Source organism: Synechococcus sp. CC9616, assembly GCF_000515235.1.
Lineage (GTDB): Bacteria > Cyanobacteriota > Cyanobacteriia > PCC-6307 > Cyanobiaceae > Parasynechococcus.
On sequence record NZ_KI911558.1, the window covers coordinates 1,777,709 to 1,793,627 of the forward strand.

General features: G+C 59.5%; 15 protein-coding genes. 6 read left to right on the forward strand and 9 right to left on the reverse strand.

All coding sequences use genetic code 11. From position 1 onward, the window contains the following. Positions 1 to 25: 25 nt before the first annotated feature. Positions 26 to 748 carry an MBL fold metallo-hydrolase gene (locus tag SYN9616_RS0110360; RefSeq protein ID WP_028953018.1) on the forward strand — a complete coding sequence of 241 codons (723 nt, stop codon included), beginning with the start codon at positions 26 to 28 and terminating at the stop codon, positions 746 to 748. On the opposite strand, the gene SYN9616_RS0110365 is transcribed toward SYN9616_RS0110360, so the two are convergent. The 7 genes from SYN9616_RS0110365 to mnmE all read right to left on the reverse strand — a co-directional run bounded on the left by SYN9616_RS0110365 (position 732) and on the right by mnmE (position 7,940). Continuing rightward, complete coding sequence (locus SYN9616_RS0110365) at positions 732 to 1,715, reverse strand: asparaginase (RefSeq protein ID WP_028953019.1); 984 nt, start codon at positions 1,713 to 1,715, stop codon at positions 732 to 734. The two genes, SYN9616_RS0110360 and SYN9616_RS0110365, sit on opposite strands and share 17 nt — an antisense overlap. After that, entirely contained in the window at positions 1,712 to 2,830 is a 1,119-nt protein-coding gene (locus SYN9616_RS0110370) for a histidinol-phosphate transaminase (RefSeq protein ID WP_028953020.1), read from the reverse strand. The genes SYN9616_RS0110365 and SYN9616_RS0110370 overlap by 4 nt, the downstream gene beginning before the upstream one ends. Further along, positions 2,827 to 4,599 (reverse strand): arginine--tRNA ligase, encoded by a 1,773-nt coding sequence (gene argS / locus SYN9616_RS0110375; RefSeq protein ID WP_028953021.1) that lies wholly within the window; start codon positions 4,597 to 4,599, stop codon positions 2,827 to 2,829. Before argS ends, SYN9616_RS0110370 begins: the two co-directional genes overlap by 4 nt. A gap of 65 nt (positions 4,600 to 4,664) precedes the next feature. Beyond that, the gene (gene nadC / locus SYN9616_RS0110380) at positions 4,665 to 5,504 is read right to left on the reverse strand and encodes a carboxylating nicotinate-nucleotide diphosphorylase (RefSeq protein ID WP_028953022.1); all 840 of its coding nucleotides are present in this window, start codon (positions 5,502 to 5,504) and stop codon (positions 4,665 to 4,667) included. Positions 5,505 to 5,874: 370 nt separating this feature from the next. Beyond that, positions 5,875 to 6,072, reverse strand: a complete 198-nt coding sequence (locus SYN9616_RS17985; protein ID WP_028953023.1) for a hypothetical protein — start codon at positions 6,070 to 6,072, stop codon at positions 5,875 to 5,877. Positions 6,073 to 6,134: 62 nt separating this feature from the next. Continuing rightward, a complete protein-coding gene (locus SYN9616_RS0110390) occupies positions 6,135 to 6,365 on the reverse strand; it encodes a hypothetical protein (protein ID WP_028953024.1) in 231 nt (76 codons plus the stop codon). Positions 6,366 to 6,569: 204 nt separating this feature from the next. After that, entirely contained in the window at positions 6,570 to 7,940 is a 1,371-nt protein-coding gene (mnmE, locus tag SYN9616_RS0110395) for a tRNA uridine-5-carboxymethylaminomethyl(34) synthesis GTPase MnmE (RefSeq protein ID WP_369791944.1), read from the reverse strand. Positions 7,941 to 7,997: 57 nt separating this feature from the next. Between mnmE and SYN9616_RS0110400 the strand changes: the two genes are divergently transcribed. Continuing rightward, a complete protein-coding gene (locus SYN9616_RS0110400; protein WP_028953026.1) occupies positions 7,998 to 8,456 on the forward strand; it encodes a DUF2062 domain-containing protein in 459 nt (152 codons plus the stop codon). 15 nt (positions 8,457 to 8,471) lie between these two features. Here SYN9616_RS0110400 and SYN9616_RS0110405 read toward each other — a convergent pair whose 3' ends face one another. Continuing rightward, positions 8,472 to 10,802 carry a bifunctional (p)ppGpp synthetase/guanosine-3',5'-bis(diphosphate) 3'-pyrophosphohydrolase gene (locus SYN9616_RS0110405; protein WP_028953027.1) on the reverse strand — a complete coding sequence of 777 codons (2,331 nt, stop codon included), beginning with the start codon at positions 10,800 to 10,802 and terminating at the stop codon, positions 8,472 to 8,474. A 20-nt stretch (positions 10,803 to 10,822) separates the two neighbouring features. Between SYN9616_RS0110405 and SYN9616_RS0110410 the strand changes: the two genes are divergently transcribed. The 4 genes from SYN9616_RS0110410 to SYN9616_RS0110425 are packed head-to-tail and all read left to right on the forward strand — an operon-like array spanning position 10,823 to position 15,724. Next, positions 10,823 to 12,448, forward strand: a complete 1,626-nt coding sequence (locus SYN9616_RS0110410; protein ID WP_037990950.1) for an ABC transporter ATP-binding protein — start codon at positions 10,823 to 10,825, stop codon at positions 12,446 to 12,448. Between the two features lie 29 nt (positions 12,449 to 12,477). Next, positions 12,478 to 13,272 (forward strand): FecR family protein, encoded by a 795-nt coding sequence (locus tag SYN9616_RS15680; RefSeq protein ID WP_084218342.1) that lies wholly within the window; start codon positions 12,478 to 12,480, stop codon positions 13,270 to 13,272. Further along, entirely contained in the window at positions 13,269 to 15,026 is a 1,758-nt protein-coding gene (locus tag SYN9616_RS15685; protein WP_051411011.1) for an adenylate/guanylate cyclase domain-containing protein, read from the forward strand. The genes SYN9616_RS15680 and SYN9616_RS15685 overlap by 4 nt, the downstream gene beginning before the upstream one ends. A 23-nt stretch (positions 15,027 to 15,049) precedes the next feature. Next, a complete protein-coding gene (locus SYN9616_RS0110425) occupies positions 15,050 to 15,724 on the forward strand; it encodes a response regulator transcription factor (RefSeq protein ID WP_028953029.1) in 675 nt (224 codons plus the stop codon). A gap of 1 nt (position 15,725) precedes the next feature. On the opposite strand, the gene SYN9616_RS17990 is transcribed toward SYN9616_RS0110425, so the two are convergent. Continuing rightward, positions 15,726 to 15,905 (reverse strand): hypothetical protein, encoded by a 180-nt coding sequence (locus SYN9616_RS17990; protein ID WP_232200321.1) that lies wholly within the window; start codon positions 15,903 to 15,905, stop codon positions 15,726 to 15,728. Between the last annotated feature and the right edge of the window lie 14 nt (positions 15,906 to 15,919).

Consider the following 15,919-nt stretch of genomic DNA (forward strand, 5'->3'; position numbering starts at 1 on the left):
GTTTCCTGACCCGTCCCTGAACGCGATGTCTGTTTTGCGCTCAACCCTGGCCGCTGTCGCGGGACTGACGCTGAGCCTGTCAGGCTCCGCGATTGCTGGTGGGGGAGTCACGATTAACAGCTACGGACAACGAGCGCTCCTGATCCAGGGAGGTGGCCAGTCCGTACTGCTCAACCCATTTCGATCCGTCGGCTGCGCCGCTGGCCTGGCTGAGCCGCGGGTCAACGCCGGTGTGATTCTGGCCAGCTCGGAACTGGCGGATGAAGGGGCCCGTGGAGTGGCCGGTGGTCGATTTCTTGTTGCTCCAGGCTCCTATCGCATCGGTGGATTGAGCCTGGAAGGTTTTTCGAGTCCCCATGACCGCCTGGGGGGTCGTCGCTTCGGCAGTGCCACAATCTGGCGCTGGGAGCAGGGCGGGCTGAGCTTTGCTCATGTGGGCGCCACCGCAGGACCGATCACCGGTGCCGAACGGGTTTTGCTGGGCAACCCCGACGTGCTGATCATCGGCGTCGGCGGAGGCAGCAAGATCTACGACGGTCAGGAAGCGGCTGAGCTAGTCAACCAGCTCAACCCCCGTCGGGTGATTCCTGTTCAGTACGTCAACGGAGAACCTCCGGACAATTGCGATCAAACCGATGTGCAACCGTTTCTGGATGCCATGGCTGGAACAACAGTCCGCAATGTGGGCCGCACCCTGAGCCTGCCTGGAAGCCTGGGTGACAGCACCGTCATTACGCTGATGCGCTGAAGAGGGCCGCCAGTCCAGCGTGATCCAGGCGCGCAATTGAAGCCAGCAACAACAGCACCCTTGCCTTCTGAGGGTTGAGGCTGCCGGCTGGCAGCAAGCCGAGCCGCTGATCATCAGCATTGCTGTGCACAGGCCCTGAACCACAACGGTTGGCCCGCAGCAGCAGCGGCCGCGCACCTGGCCAGGCCTCAAGAGCGCTGCGCTCACCAACGGACAGCTGTCCCGCACCAGTTCCGGTGAAAACCAAGCCGTCAATACCCGCCTCGAGCAAAAGCGTGATCATCTGGGCATTGGGCTCCACACAGCCGTAAACGATCGCCACCTGTGGCCACTGCTCCGGCAGAGCGAGATCGGGAAACGGAACAGCAGAAGCGGGGGAGGCCATCGGGAGATGCACGCCGGCATCGTCCAGCCAGCCCAACGGCCCTGAGCCCGGGCTTACGAAAGCCCCCACCCCCTGGGTGGCCACCTTGGTGACAGCGCGAGCCCCATGGATCTGACCATCCATCACCACCAGCACGCCCTTCCCACGCGCTTCGGGACTGACCGCCACCTGAACTGCCTGGAACAGATTGAGCGGACCATCCGCGCTGAGGGCCGTGGCCGGTCGCATCGCCCCCACCAACACCACTGGACGGGGATCGTCGATCAACAGCTGCAGCAACCAGGCCGTTTCCTCCATCGTGTTGGTGCCGTGGGTGATCACCACCCCGACCAGCTCTGGGTCAGAGCGAAAGGCATCACGAATGCGCCCCACCAAGGCGCGCCAATGCTCAAACAACAGGTCGGCGCTGTCGACATTGGCCACCTGCTCGACGCTGATCGTCGCCAGATCCTGCAGCTGCGGAACCGCGGCCAGTAGGGCATCACCCCCCAGCACTCCAGCGGTGTAGTCGTTCAGCGTTGCATTGTTGTCCGCACAGCCGGCGATGGTTCCACCGGTGGCCAGCAGCAGCAAGCGGTTCATCGCTCCAGGGGAAGGAACGCCTCAATGAAGCGCTGCATCTGGCTGGTGGTGCCGATGCTGACCCGAAAACAACCATCAATCAGAGGCTTACCCGCCATCGAGCGCACCAAAATTCCGGCCTGCCGCAGGGCCTCATCCACCTCGGCCACCGGGCGCTGGGGCCAGATCAGCAGATAGTTGCCGCCATCGCAGTGATGCCGTACACCCGCCTCCCGCAGCGCCTGAAGGGTCCAGTCGCGAGCCCGCAGCACCTCGGCCACGTAGGCATTCACATAGGACTGATCCGCCAAAGCGGCGAAGGCCGCGGCCACCGCCACGCTGTTGACGTCATAAGGACCGGTGACGCGGCTCACCCGATCGACCACATCGGCATGGCCAATGGCAAAGCCGATGCGCAATCCAGCCAGACCAGCGGTTTTGGCCAGTGATCGCAGCACAAGCAGATTCGGCGTCGCATCAAAATCGACGGTCGGCAGCACGCTGTCGCCGGTGAACGCCTCATACAGCTCATCCACCACCACCAACGTCTGGGGCGCTGAGGCAGCCAACGCGAGGATCCGCTGTGGCTCGAGACGGGTTCCGGTGGGGTTGTTGGGGTTGCAGATCAACAACAACCTCGGCGAACGTTGCCTCAATGCAGCCTGGACGGCTGCCAATGGGAATGAAAAGCTCTCACCCTCGTAGGGGATGGCCTCAAGCTCCATACCCTGCATTCGGGCACAGGGGCTGTAGTAGCCAAAGGTTGGGGATGTCGTGAGCAGCACATCACTCGCATCGCCATAGGCCTGAAACACCGCATGAATCGCGGCATCCACCCCGTTGAAGAGCCCCACCTGATCGGACTTCAACCCCAACCGGCAGCCGCTTTCCTCCAGGTTCTGCACCACGACCTCCCGCAGCCCGTCGTACTCGGGGTAAACGGCGATCTCTTCACTGCTGAAACCTCGCAATGCCTGTGCCACCAATGGACTGGGGCCAATGGTGTTCTCGTTGAAGTCCAGCCGCAGCATCTGGCGGCGACCCTCCAGAGGAGCGCTGTAGGACGTAAGCGTCTCCACAGCAGGCCGCGCTGCAGGGGCTCCAGCGGTGGTGAGGCGACGCTCAGCTTGGCTCACATGCGATCGAGGGTGGAAATCCCCAGCAGTCCAAGCCCCAGTCTGAGGGTGTCAGCCGTCAAACGGCACAAGGCCAATCGGGATGGGAGCGCTTCCGGCTCGGCCTTCAGCACCGGAACCTGGTCGTAGAAACGGTTGAACACCTGGCTCAGCTCGAACAGATAACTGCAGAGACGATTGGGCAACAACTCCTCCTCCACCTCCGCGATCACAGCATCGAACTTCAGTAGCTCCCGCACCAGAGCCCATTCCTGGGGTTCTGAAAAGTGCAGCTGAGCCGTTGAGGCATCCAGATCACCGCCTTTGCGGGCAATCCCCGCAACACGCACAACGGCATACAGCAGATACGGCGCCGTGTTGCCCTGCAGCGCCAGCATCCGATCGAAGGAAAACTGATAGTTGGTGATCCGGTTCTGGCTGAGGTCGGCATACTTCACCGCGGCCAGCCCAACCGTGCCGGCCACATGCTGAATGAACTCTTCAGGCTCGCTGCGCTCCTCCTCCTGCAAACGGGAGCGAAGGTCGGCCTCCGCCCGCTCCACCGCCTCATCCAGCAAATCCCGAAGACGCACTGTGTCGCCTGAGCGGGTCTTGAGCTTTTTGCCGTCCTCTCCCTGCACCAGCCCGAAGGGCACATGCTCCAGCCGTGCGCCCTCAGGGATCCACCTGGCCCGCTGCGCCACCTGGAACACACCGGCGAAATGATTCGCCTGGCCTGAATCCGTCACATAGATCACCCGACGAGCAGCATCCCCATCAGGTGCATCGGCAAAGCGAAAGCGGATCGCCGCCAGATCGGTGGTGGCGTAGTTGAAGCCGCCATCGCTTTTTTGAACGATCACCGGCAGTGGCTTGCCGTCTTTGCCCTGCACACCCTCAAGGAACACGCACTGGGCACCGTCATCGGTGACCAGCAGCTCGGCGTCCTTCAACCCATCAATCACCGCGGGAAGGAACGGGTTGTAGAACGACTCACCCCGTTCGCTGAGGCGAATGTCCAGACAGTCGTAGATCTTCTGAAACTCCCGACGGGACTGGTCGCAAAGCAGCCCCCAGGCCTTGAGCGACACCGGATCGCCCCCCTGGAGCTTCACCACTTCCTCCCGGGACGTGGTCTGGAAGGCCTCGTCGTTGTCAAAGCGCTTCTTGGCCTCGCGGTAGAACGCCACCAAGTCACCGAGATCCACCGCATCAGCGGTGTCCAGGGCTTCCGGCGCCACCTGCTTGAGATGGATAATCAACATGCCGAACTGGGTACCCCAGTCGCCCACGTGATTGAGGCGCAGCACCGGATGGCCGCGGAACTCCAGCACCCGTGCCAGTGAATCACCAATGATCGTGGAACGCAGATGCCCCACGTGCATCTCCTTGGCGATGTTAGGGCTGGAGAAATCCACCACCACCGGCGCCGCGTTCGTAACCGCCGGCCCCCCCAGCCGCTCGTCCCTGATCCGAGCCGACACCTCCGCCGCCAACCGCTCCGGACGGATCGTGAGATTGATGAATCCAGGGCCTGCGATCTGAGGGTCGAAACACAGGGACGTGAACTCGGCATCGTCCTGCAACTGCTCCACGATCGCCGCAGCGATCTGCCGCGGTGCCTGCTTCAAGGGTTTCGCCAATGGCAGCGCCCCGTTGGCCTGGAAATCGCCGAATTCCGGTTTGCTGGCGGGTGCCAACTGGGGATCCAATGGCCCATCCACATCGGGGAAAGCGCGATTCATCGCTGCCCGCAGCTGCTCATCCAGGACGTGGGACAGGCTGAGCATGGGCAGACGCCGAGCGATGTGGGGTTCAGGGATTGATCATCCCCTGCCGCTGCCCAGCATCCAGCTCAGCCGAACCGCATACTCAGATCCAGCCAGCGGCTGCGGGTGACAGGGGCGCTGGTGGAAATCAGATCGATACCGGTGACGGCATAAGCCCGAAGCTGCTCCGGCTGTACACCCGATGCTTCCAGCACGATGGGCCTTGTCGCCAGCGCACGCAGCTGTGGAATGAGCTTCTGCAGCTGCTCCGGTGTGAATTCGTCGAGCAGCACTGCGTCAGCATCCGCCTGGATCGCCTGCTCCGCCTGCTGAGCTGTTTCCGCCTCCACGATCACCCTGACGGGCCAAGGGGCCTGAGCGCGGACAAGCTGGATGGCGCTCTCCATGCTCCCCGCCCACGCCAGGTGGTTCTCCTTGAGCATGGCCGCGTCATCAAGACCCATGCGGTGGTTGCATCCACCTCCGCAACGGACGGCATATTTCTCGAGAACACGTAGTCCTGGAGTGGTTTTGCGGGTATCCGCCAACTGCACGCCGGTTCCGGCGAGTTCAGAGACCAGGTCTGCCGTGGCCGTTGCGATGCCGGAGAGATGCATGGCCAAGTTCAGTGCCGCACGTTCCGCTCCCACAAGAGCCGAGGCGGAACCCCGGATCTCCACCAGACGATCACCCGCGCGAACCGAGGCACCTTCATCGACCAACCAGTCCATTTGCACATCAGGATCCAACCGCTGAAACAATTGCTCAACGCCCGGACCACCGCAGAAGCGTCCCGACGATTTACTGACCCAATGCGCGACAACCTGACGACCTTGCAGAGCCGGAGCTGTCAGATCGCCGCGACCGATGTCCTCCTCGAGCCATTGATCCACAGCGCGGCAGATCGCCGGCGAATGCCAATCCACACCGAGTCGGTCACTGAATCGAGCCTATTGGAACTCTTAGATCCAGGATTCTGACCAGACCAGAATGTTGCAGGACAGAATAAAATGAACAACAAGTGTTGAGACAATGAACGCAATTTTATACATGAAATGTTCTCCATTACAAATGCAATCGAGGAGTGAATCGACAGCCTAAAGAGGAACCAAGCCCGAGGCCCGCAAAAGCCAAAGCACAAAAGAAAGCACCTAAAATAAGCACCCGAAAACACCTGAACTGCCTTTCATACATTCTTTCGAGCTAAGAACAACCCGCCTTACATGGCCAAAATCCTGCATAACACTTTCCTAAAGCAATAAAATTTCAACATGCCAAGCAAATTTAAGACAGCAATCACTTCTTCTTGAGCTTTGCCTGGACAAATTCAGAGAAGGGCTGAAATCCAAAGATAATGGCAACCAATACGAAGCCCATATAATTCTTGGCTCTCAACATATCAGTCAAATAAAAGAAGATGACAACGGATTTTAGATTATCAAACAATTCAACCCAACCGGCAAGCTTAGAAAGCGACTGAATAAATTTCTTCATTAAATAATTGGCATTTACTGAACCTTAGCCCACCTGTAGCTACAAGACATATGCAGATAAGATTAGAGACAAATAAGACCTGCCTCCACGAACATATCTGCCCACACAGGATTGATCAACTCAGCGATATTCACAAGCAATAGGGCTTGATTAACTTGACCATGTGAATGAGCATCGGAGCCCTTAAGATCCATTTGCAAAACATTCTTTTCACCTTCTGGATGTTCGCTTTTCAACATCCAGAAAACCATGATTTCCCCAATCTCATCCTGCAAATTTTTAACATTGGCCATCGAGTATGAAGCTAGATCTACTTTCTGAACAGGCCAATAAAATTAAACGAACATAGGGAATTGAACTGCACTATGGCCTTAGGAATGAGTGATCGCTAATCAAGTACAACCAGCCAAATAAAGACGCACATACGGTCGGTATAGGTATTGCAATGTCCATCCAGATTGACTGGCTGAATGTGATGAATCACACCCTCTACAGAGTTACTTGCCAATGCAGAAACGCGAAAACACCCTGTCAAGGACGGCATCCGTAAGCTCCTCACCGGTGATCTCACCAAGCGCGCGAATCGCCTCACGGAGATCAATGGTCCAGAAATCCCAGGGCAACGTCTCAGCAGCAGCCTCATGGCTTCGAGCCAAAGCACAGGCTGCAGTGGCGGCGAGATCGCGCTGCCGCTGATTGAGAGCCAACAACACACCTGCCGCCTCGCTGGCGCCACAGCGGTGCAACACCGCCTGCACAAGCTGGTCTTCGCCGCGGCCATCAAGGGCGGAGAGGTGCACATCCACCGGCACAGGACAGACAACGGCAGGCAGATCAGCCTTGTTGGCCACTATCAGATGGGGAACATGCTCCGGAATCCGTTCAAGCAGTTCGGCATCGGCATCCGTCCAGCCGACATGACCATCAACGATCAGCAACACCAAATCAGCTGAGGCCATCGCCTCCTCGCTACGGGCGATCCCCAGCAGCTCAACGGCGTCCTTGGTGGAGCGGATCCCAGCCGTATCCAGCAGGGTGACGGGGACTCCCTCCAGCACAATTTCACTTTCCAGCAAGTCACGGGTGGTTCCCGGCAGATCGGTGACGATCGCTCTCTCCCGCCGGCTCAGACGATTCAGGAGTGAACTCTTGCCGACATTGGGACGCCCCACCAGGGCCAGCCTCAGTCCCTGACTCAACACCTGGACGCGTTCGCCATCAGCAATCAAGGCGAGCAGTTCCTCTCGTACGGCTGCCAACTCCCTCAGAACAGCTTCTCCATCGAGAAGCGGCAGGTCCTCCTCAAAATCCACCCGCGCTTCCAGCTCCGTGAGCTGATCAAGCAACCGCTCACGCAAACCGTTGATCCGGACCTGGATACCACCGTCCATGCCCGACATCGCCAGTTCCGCGGCACGACGGCTACGAGCGGACACCATGGCGCTGACGGCCTCAGCACGCGTCAGGTCGAGCCGGCCATTCAGCACAGCCCGCTGACTGAATTCCCCCGGCAGGGCGCGACGGACGCCGGACTGAGCAAGCACACGTTCCAGCACCTGCTGAACGGCGATCACACCGCCATGGCAGTGAATCTCCACCACGTCCTCGCCGGTGAAACTTCGTGGCGCCCGCATCAGCAGCACCAACACCTCATCGAGCCGCCCCTCTCCGGAGGCATCAACAACGTGGCCATAGAAAATGCGATGTGTGTCCCAAGACGGATTTCCGGGACAACGCACCAAGACCTGGGCAGTCTCTAGCGCCGCAGGTCCTGACACACGAATCACAGCGATGCCTCCCTGGCCGGGACTCACCGCAGTCGCAATCGCAGCGATCGTGTCCTGAGAGGCGCTGATCAGTTGGTCGATGAACCGTTCCTACCTTCTTAGGATCCGCCATCGAGTTCGTCGCCCCAGCAGCGGTTGATGGTCAAGCTGCTCTCTGCGAGCCGACAACGCCTGCGGCGCTGGCTTCACTGGCTTTGGTCCCAGGAAGGCACGCCTGGGCAGCGGGCCAGGGGCGTCGCCGCCGGCGTCTTCTGTGGCTGTTACCCGTTCTTTGGGCTCCAAACCGTTCTCAGTATTGGCGTCGCCTCATTGGTGAGAGGGAACCATCTGCTGGCGGCTGCAGGAACCCTGATCAGCAATCCGCTGACCTATGTGCCCCTCTACTGGTTCAACTACCAGCTGGGATGTTGGTTGCTGGGACAAAACACTGCCCTACCCGATCTGAACGACCTCAATCGCAGCAACGTCTGGGAACAAGGCTGGAGCTTCACCAATCGACTGTTGCTGGGTTCCACTGTTGTCGGAGCTGTTCTTGCCCTGATGCTTGGAGCTGCGGCGTACGTGATCTTCCAGCGCAAACCAGCCCAACAGCCCTGAATGGCAGTGGTCCCTTCAACCGACTCCTGTTCTGGCGATGTCAATCACATCAGCCATGGAACGAATCTGATTCATGGTGCGGCTGAGTTGATCAGCACTGCCCAGCTCAACGCGCAGGTCAATCCGAGCCGGGCGACCTTGGGCTGTCTTGACACGGGCATCGCTGACGTTGATTGCACCATCCGACAACCGCATCAGGATGTCCTTGAGGATGCCGACACGATCGATCACCTCAATCCGCAACTGCACTGGGAAACGCTGGCGATCTCCTCCAGGCGCTGAGTTCCAGCGCACCGGCAGTCGTCGTTCACGGGGAATCGACTCCACATTCGCGCAATCCTGCCTGTGAATGGTGATGCCGTGGTTCCCCAGGGCAACCGTGCCCACGATCAGTTCACCAGGCAGAGGACTGCAGCAGCCACCCAGGCGGTAATCCAGACCTTCCACTCCAAGGATCGCTCCCTCCCCACCGCGACGGTCTGGGGTGACGTCTTTGGACGGAACAAGAGCCCGAGCCAACTCCTCGTTGCTGGGTGGGACGACATCTCGCTCTGCCAGCAGTCGGATTTCCTCGCGCAAACGGTTGATCACCTGATGCAGGGTGACCGCTCCAAAACCGAGCGATGCGAGTAAGTCGTCGGTGCTATTGACGTTGCAACGCTGAGCCACTTTGGCCATGGCCTTGCCGTTCAACAGAGCATCAAAACCATCACGACCCAATTCCCTCTCAAGGAGAGACTTACCCCGCTCAATCGTCTCATCGCGGTGGCTGCGCTTGTACCACTGACGGATACGATTCCGAGCTGTTGGCGTGGCGACAAAATTGAGCCAGTCGAGGCTGGGGTGGGCGGTTTTACTGGTCAGAATCTGGATGAAATCACCGTTCCGAAGGGGCGTCGGCAAGGGACAAAGCCGATCGTTGATGCGGGCACCGTTGCAGTGATCGCCCACCTCGGAGTGGATGCGGTAGGCGAAATCAACTGCAGTGGATCCTTTCCGCAATCCAACAACATCCCCTTTAGGCGTGAACACGAAGACCTCTTCGTCAAAAAGATCCTCCTTGATCGAAGCGAGGTAATCGTTGTGATCGTCATTGCCTCCGTCTTGTTGCCAATCCACCAGTTGACGCAACCAGTTGAATCGCTCGGCATCACTGCTGCTACTGGCCGGCGAGCCTCCCTCCTTGTACTTCCAGTGAGCGGCAATCCCGAATTCAGCGACCCGATGCATCTCGATGGTGCGGATCTGCACTTCGATCGGTCGATGGCGACCAATCACTGCCGTATGCAGTGATTGATAGCCATTCGGCTTTGGCAAACCGATGTAGTCCTTGAAGCGCCCAGGAATGGGGCGGAAGGTGTCGTGAACCACCGCCAAAGCCCGGTAACAGGCCTCGACGCTTGGCGCGATGATCCGCAGCGCTGCAACGTCGTAAATCTCGTGAAAAGCCTTCTGCTGGCGCTGCATCTTGCTCCAGATGCCATAGAGATGTTTGGGGCGGCCACTCACCTCGCAGCCGTCTAATCCCGCCTGCCCCAAACGCTCATTGAGCAATGCCACTGTGACGGCGAGCCGTTCCTCCCGTTCGCTGCGCTTGCTGGCAACCTCCTGCTGGATTTCACGAAAGGCCTGGGGTTCGATCAGCTTGAAGGCCAGGTCTTCCAGTTCCCACTTGAAACGTCCAATGCCAAGACGATTGGCCAATGGCGCATAGATCTCCTTCGTTTCGCGCGCGATGCGCTGCTGCTTCTCCGACTTCAGCGCCCCGATCGTGCGCATGTTGTGCAACCGATCAGCCAGCTTCACCAACACCACGCGGATGTCGCTGGCCATGGCCAGGAACATCTTGCGCAGGTTCTCGGCCTGAGCCTCAGTCCGATCGTTGAAGTGAATACCGCCGAGCTTCGTGACGCCCTCCACCAATTCCCGCACCTCGGGGCCGAAATGAGCCTGGATCTGCTGAGGTGTGACGTCGGTGTCCTCCACCACGTCATGCAGAAAACCGGCAGCGATCACACTGGCGCTAGCTCCGATGTCCCGCAGAAGATCGGCAACAGCAACGGGATGAATGATGTAAGGGTCGCCGCTGGCACGAAACTGTCCTTCGTGGAGCTGAAACCCGAAATCAAAGGCTGACACCAGCAGCGCTTCTGGATCGGTGGGGCAGCTCTGCCCAATGCCGGGGGGAACATTCGTGATGCACTGCCGCAACCAGTCCGGCAGATCGATGCCGTAATCATCTGGATGACGGATCGGATGGCGTCGCAATTGAGGACGACCGCCTACCTCAGGAGCCGAATCGAGTCCGGTTCGATGCGTATCCGGTGTTGAGGCGGCGTTGAGCATCCGGCCCAGTGGGTCAATCCATGGTATTCAGTGCGGGGTATCCCGTCCCGTCCATGGCTCAGCCGGTTCTGGAGCTCGAACAGCTTCGGCTTCGCTATCCAGGCAGTGAGCACTGGACTCTCGATGGATTGGATCTGGATCTTCATCCCGGCGAGAAGCTTGCACTGGTGGGAGCATCGGGTTGTGGCAAGAGCACGGTGGCCAGAGCCGTCCTGCAGCTTCTGCCGGCTGGTAGCCACTGCGAAGGCGAACTGAGGCTCAACGGCAGCGACCCTCGATCTCTGGATCGACCCGCTCTGCGCCGGCTGCGTGGAACCGCTGCCGGACTTGTGTTTCAAGATCCGATGACCCGTCTCAATCCATTGATGACGGTGGGAGGGCACCTACTCGATACGCTCCGTGCCCATCGGCCAAACAGTTCAAGCCGCTGGCTGCGGACACGTTCAGAAGAACTGCTGGAGAAAGTGGGGATCGGCGCCAGCCGCTTCCGCGCATACCCCCATGAACTGAGCGGCGGCATGCGCCAACGCCTGGCGATTGCCCTGGCGATCGCACTGGAGCCGCCGCTGCTGATCGCCGATGAACCAACAACAAGCCTGGATGTGGCCGTTGCAGGTCAGGTGATGGCCGAGCTCAGTGGTCTCTGCGATGAACTCGGCAGCGCACTGCTGCTGATCAGTCACGACCTCGCCATGGCAGCACGTTGGTGCGGCCGGATGGCCATGCTGGATGGGGGTCGGAAAGTGGAAGACGGCCCCAGTGATCAGCTGCTCACGTCCCCGGTCTCCGACATGGGGCAACGCTTGGTCAGCGCCGCACGAGCCAGGGAAGGCGGGCGTTCCCCCGAACGCCCGCAAGCGCAAACCGTGCTGAGTGTGGAGGAGATGCGCTGCTGGCATGTCATCGGCGGGGTGCCATGGGCACCAATCTGGCTCAAAGCGGTGGATGGGGTCAGTTTCAATCTGCGGGCAGGAGAAAGCCTCGGCGTCGTGGGTGCCTCCGGTTGCGGCAAAAGCACGCTTTGCCGCGCCCTGATGGGACTGACAGGCATCAGGGGTGGACGGGTGGATTTGCTTGGACAGAACTTGCTCACATTGCGGGGGCGTCCACTGAGACATGCCCGCAGGGCTGTCCAGATGGTGTTTCAGGATCCACTGGCTTGTCTCAACCCAGCTCTGCCGGTCGCCGATGCGATCGCTGATCCGCTTCTCATTCACGGACTGTGTTCAAAGGCCTCAGCTCGCGAACGCTCACGAGCCCTGCTCGAACGGGTGAGTCTGAGCCCCGCCGATCAATTTCAGAATCGTTTGCCAAGGCAACTCTCCGGTGGCCAGCAGCAGCGGGTGGCCATCGCCCGAGCCCTGGCACTGGAGCCGAACGTGCTGATCTGTGATGAGAGCGTCAGCATGCTCGATGCGGAGGTCCAGGCCGAGGTTCTCGCCCTGCTGCGGGAACTCCAACGGGACCTGGGGCTCGCCATGATCTTCGTGACCCACGATTTGTCCGTCGCCAGTGGCTTCTGCCATCGCGTCATCGTTTTGGACAAAGGACGGATTGTCGAGGAGGGGCCTGGTGATCGAATTTTTGAACATCCGCAGGCCACGATCAGTCGCACACTTGTGGATGCCTGTCCTCGTCTTCCCTGACAGCCTGGAGGGGAAAAGCAACGCGCTTCATGGGATGTCGACACGCCTGGTTGATGGCCGCCACAGCAACCCTGACGATTGCTGCAGCTCCGGCTCTGGCAAGAGCCCCTGAAGTTGTCGAGGTGCCGACGGGACCCGCCTTCGTACGGCTTCCTGGCCAGAAGGAAGTCAAAGCCCGAAAGGGACTCAATCTGCGACCGGCAACGCAGTTGCGCACCAGCAAACCCGGACGCATGCAGGTGATGCTCGGCAATGGACGGCAATTCCGCATGGGAGGGGATGCCCTGCTGCGCCTAACCGGTAACAGTGTGGAACTACTCAAGGGATCGGTGATCGGATGGATCCGACCGAACGCCAAAAACCGTCAGCCCTTTCAAATCCGCACCCGACTGGCCACCGCTTCAATCCAGGGCACCACGGTGTTCATCGAACTCAATGACGACACCTTCAAGGTGTTCAGCTGGGAAGGCCGCGTGCAAGTCAAAACCAGAACGGGCGAAGTCTTTACTTTGGAAAGTGGTCAACAGCTGCTGCTTGATCTCTCCAGACAGATGAGCGTCGTCAAAGGACGTCTCGATGGCCTGGAAGCGGCCCTCGGGGAATCCGGCGGAATGTTCACACCCGATGAATGGGAGGAGCGAACCAAGGAAGCGGAGAGTGAAGAGGAAGACATCAGCTGGGATCCGCCAGCGCGCCTGGAGGACAGTGAAGTTCAACAGCGCCTGACCAAGAGTGCCCTGATCAACGGCTTCTCGACTCCGCTGGAAACCTTGCCGGAGATCGAACGGGAGCTGGGTGCAACAGCCCCTTCAGCCACTCCATGACGGCATGGATCACGCCGCTGGTCTGGCGGCTGGCCGTCGTGTTCCCTCTGATTACGCCCTGGGCGTTTGAAGGATTCGACGCGATCAGTCGGCAGCAATTGTTCCAGTGGCGCGGCCCTCGGGAAGCCAGCGACAGCGTTGTCGTTATTGGTGTGGACGAAGCATCTCTGGACCCGGCACTGGCTGACTTCGGTCCCTGGCCCTGGCCCCGCTCGGTGCAGGCCGATCTTGCGGCGTACGTGCTGGGTCTCGGCGCAGAACAGGTGATTTTCAACATCGTCCATTCCGGACCAAGCGGATATGGAGCGGCTGATGACGACGCCTTCGTTGAAACATTGCAGCCGTGGAGCGAGCAAGTGGTGCTCAGCGCGTCCTATGTGCGACAGCTCCAGGGGGATCTGGAGCAGGTGCAGCTGAAACGCCCCCACGCCAGCGACTTCCCAAACGTGGGGTTGTCCAGTTTCACGCTGGACCGCTACGGCGTTGTTGTGGCAATCCCAGGAAAAAAGGAACTGGAGCGGATGCTGTCGACCTTTGCTCCACCCCATCCAAAACCTCTGGCCCACGTTGCAGCCGGAACGAGCATCCGCGATGGCGACGACGGAATCGACTTTCTTGGACCCGCCGGCCACATTCCGATCATCCCCGCCTGGATGGTGGAGTCCATGCCGGAGGAGAGCTGGAGCGGACAACAGGTGATCTTTGGCGCCACAGCGCCATCCCTCGGCGACCAGCTGGAAACCCCCTTCGGCCAGGTCAGTGGGTCGGAGGTGCTGTATGCCGCTCTGGCCGGTGAACTCGACGGTCGAGGCTTCCGGAAACCAGAGCAGGCAATGCTGATCGGGTTGTTGATCCTCTGGGGACTGATCGGACTGTGGCGCCTTGGAACCGGAGGAGCCGCGGCGACCACCGTGATCACAAGCCTGGGGCTGACGACAGTCGCTGCCGGTGGCACCGTCCTGGCCTGGTCCCTGGGTCTCTGGCTGCCGGGGGCCGCGTTAATGCTCTCGCCACTGCTTGGTGGGTCTGTGCGCGCGTCGGTTCAGTTCGTCCAAGAGAACCGTCAGCGGCGCTTTCTTCACACCGTGCTGTCCCGACGGGTTTCGCCGACTCTGATGGACGACATGGTGAAATCCGGCGAAACCGTTTGGACACAGCTCGGAGGCCGAAAAGCACGTTGCGTGGTTCTCTTCACGGATTTGGTGGGATTCACCACCCGCAGCAGCACCTTGGAACCGGCGGCATTATTCACGCTGCTGAACCGTTACTTCGAAGCCATCGCCGAACCGGTCCTGCGGGAGCAGGGGTTGCTCGACAAATTCATCGGGGACTCCCTGATGGCTGAATTTGGCATTCCACACCATCGCGGCGACAAGGAAGAGGCACTGGCAGCCGTGAGGGCTGCCCTGAGGATGCGGGACAACCTCAAACAGCTGAATGCGGAACTTCAGCTGGACGGGCAGGAGCATCTCGCCCAGGGAATCGGGCTCCACTTTGGCGAGGTGATGGCAGGCAATCTCGGCTCAAGCCACAGGCTCGAATACACCGTGATCGGAGCCACCGTGAATGTGGCGAGTCGCTTGGAAGGGTTGACCCGACACTTCGACCAACATTCGATTCTGATCAGTGGCGAATTGCGCGATCTGCTTGGGGATGCTGTCGAGGTGATCGACCTTGGACCACAGATGGTGAAGGGATGGCCAGTACCGATTCAGGTGTTCTCTCTGCTGAAACTCAACGACAACAGTCTTTAGGGTTCCAGGGGTGGCAGCTGGTCATGTCCTTCAAATCCTTTCTCACCGAACTCAGTCAGCTGATCCATCACCGATCAGTCATCAGTTGCACGTACCCGAAGCTGGTCGCTCTCGAGACCGTGAACGAACTCACGGAACTGAACTGCGCTTTCCCGGGACTGAACTGCAGCAAAGGCGCCGAGGTCCTCGCGCATGTGAACCAACACCAGAACCCATCAGTGCTGTTCATCACAGAACATCTCGCGGATGGATTGGGGCTGGAGCTCGTCCAAACGCTCAGCACGTCGCGCTTGGACCATCGCTGCGTTCTGATCCTGACCCATAACCATGATCTCAATCGCGACGGAATCAACGATCCATCGATCTCTGCCGTGGTGCTCGATCACAACATCGGGAGGGATACCTGTGTCCTCGAACAGGCTCTCAAAGCCGTCAACCGCAATCAGCGATTTGTGGATCCGGAACTTTCCAAAGCAGACGGATTAAGCTCGGCCAACACAGAACCTCTGAGTGATCGCGAACTGGAAGTACTGGGCCTGGTCGCTGAAGGATTAAGCAACCGCGAAGTGGCGGAGCGTCTCTATTTGGCTCCCACCACAGTGCGTGATCACCTCCAATCGTTAATGAGAAAAATGGATGTGCGCAGCAGAACCGGTGCAGCGGTTGCTGGGCTGAGGATGGGATTACTGGCAGGGTGATTCAGGCAGCTCGGGGAAGATCAACGGCCTGGTGGAGATCAACAGCCTGAGGAAGTTCCACAACCTTGGGCTGATCCACCACGATGAGATGGCGACGAAGAGGTACAGGGAAAACCTCGTTCCGCAAAGACCGCATCAAGGCGGAAACCCATAACCGTCGACAACGAACGCGGATAACCATGGATAAAAACCACA

Bases quoted from the DNA above. Each gene is read 5' to 3' on its own strand.
- SYN9616_RS0110390 (WP_028953024.1), bottom strand. From the start codon at position 6,365: ATGGCCAATGTTAAAAATTTGCAGGATGAGATTGGGGAAATCATGGTT.
- SYN9616_RS0110410 (WP_037990950.1), top strand. From the start codon at position 10,823: ATGGTATTCAGTGCGGGGTATCCCGTCCCGTCCATGGCTCAGCCGGTT.
- SYN9616_RS17990 (WP_232200321.1), bottom strand. From the start codon at position 15,905: ATGGTTATCCGCGTTCGTTGTCGACGGTTATGGGTTTCCGCCTTGATG.
- SYN9616_RS17985 (WP_028953023.1), bottom strand. From the start codon at position 6,072: ATGAAGAAATTTATTCAGTCGCTTTCTAAGCTTGCCGGTTGGGTTGAA.
- SYN9616_RS0110400 (WP_028953026.1), top strand. From the start codon at position 7,998: ATGGTCAAGCTGCTCTCTGCGAGCCGACAACGCCTGCGGCGCTGGCTT.
- SYN9616_RS0110365 (WP_028953019.1), bottom strand. From the start codon at position 1,715: ATGAACCGCTTGCTGCTGCTGGCCACCGGTGGAACCATCGCCGGCTGT.
- SYN9616_RS0110360 (WP_028953018.1), top strand. From the start codon at position 26: ATGTCTGTTTTGCGCTCAACCCTGGCCGCTGTCGCGGGACTGACGCTG.
- SYN9616_RS15680 (WP_084218342.1), top strand. From the start codon at position 12,478: ATGGGATGTCGACACGCCTGGTTGATGGCCGCCACAGCAACCCTGACG.
- argS (WP_028953021.1), bottom strand. From the start codon at position 4,599: ATGCTCAGCCTGTCCCACGTCCTGGATGAGCAGCTGCGGGCAGCGATG.
- SYN9616_RS15685 (WP_051411011.1), top strand. From the start codon at position 13,269: ATGACGGCATGGATCACGCCGCTGGTCTGGCGGCTGGCCGTCGTGTTC.
- SYN9616_RS0110425 (WP_028953029.1), top strand. From the start codon at position 15,050: ATGTCCTTCAAATCCTTTCTCACCGAACTCAGTCAGCTGATCCATCAC.
- SYN9616_RS0110405 (WP_028953027.1), bottom strand. From the start codon at position 10,802: ATGCTCAACGCCGCCTCAACACCGGATACGCATCGAACCGGACTCGAT.